The sequence below is a fragment of the Undibacterium sp. Di26W genome, assembly GCF_049340265.1.
Classification (GTDB): domain Bacteria; phylum Pseudomonadota; class Gammaproteobacteria; order Burkholderiales; family Burkholderiaceae_D; genus Undibacterium.
This window is the reverse complement of record NZ_JBMPOR010000087.1, coordinates 1-339: the sequence shown is the minus strand read 5'-3', so window position 1 is coordinate 339 and position 339 is coordinate 1. Positions and strand designations below refer to the sequence as shown.

Below are 339 nucleotides of genomic sequence, written 5' to 3'. Positions count from 1 at the left end.
CAGAACCACTCCAGCGTAGTCCACCGACGATGTTCTGGATGGGGAAGCCGATGGGGCTGGAGCCGATGTCGGCACGTACGCCTGCCAGTTCGTAGCTGAGGCTGAGGGCGACGCCTTTGGCTTCCTGATCAAGGCTGGCGACATTGGACAGGCCTTGCTGGCGGGCGATGGTGGTGAAGGGTACTTTGGCGTATTTGGCACGTTCTACCAAGATGGCATTGCGGCCATACTGGCCGGCGATGTTGGTGTCGTTCAAAGCCAAAGTACCGGCATCAGCCAGCACGGGGATGATTTTTAAGCCGAACTGGCCCAGGCCCAACGTGCTGATCTGGGCTTCGA

General features: G+C 59.3%; 1 protein-coding gene. It reads right to left on the bottom strand.

Features of this window, described 5'->3' with window-relative positions; all coding sequences use genetic code 11:
- Positions 1–339, bottom strand: a 339-nt coding sequence (locus ACO0LM_RS28755; RefSeq protein WP_423042376.1) for a cellulose synthase subunit BcsC-related outer membrane protein, incomplete at both ends; no start/stop codon positions are given.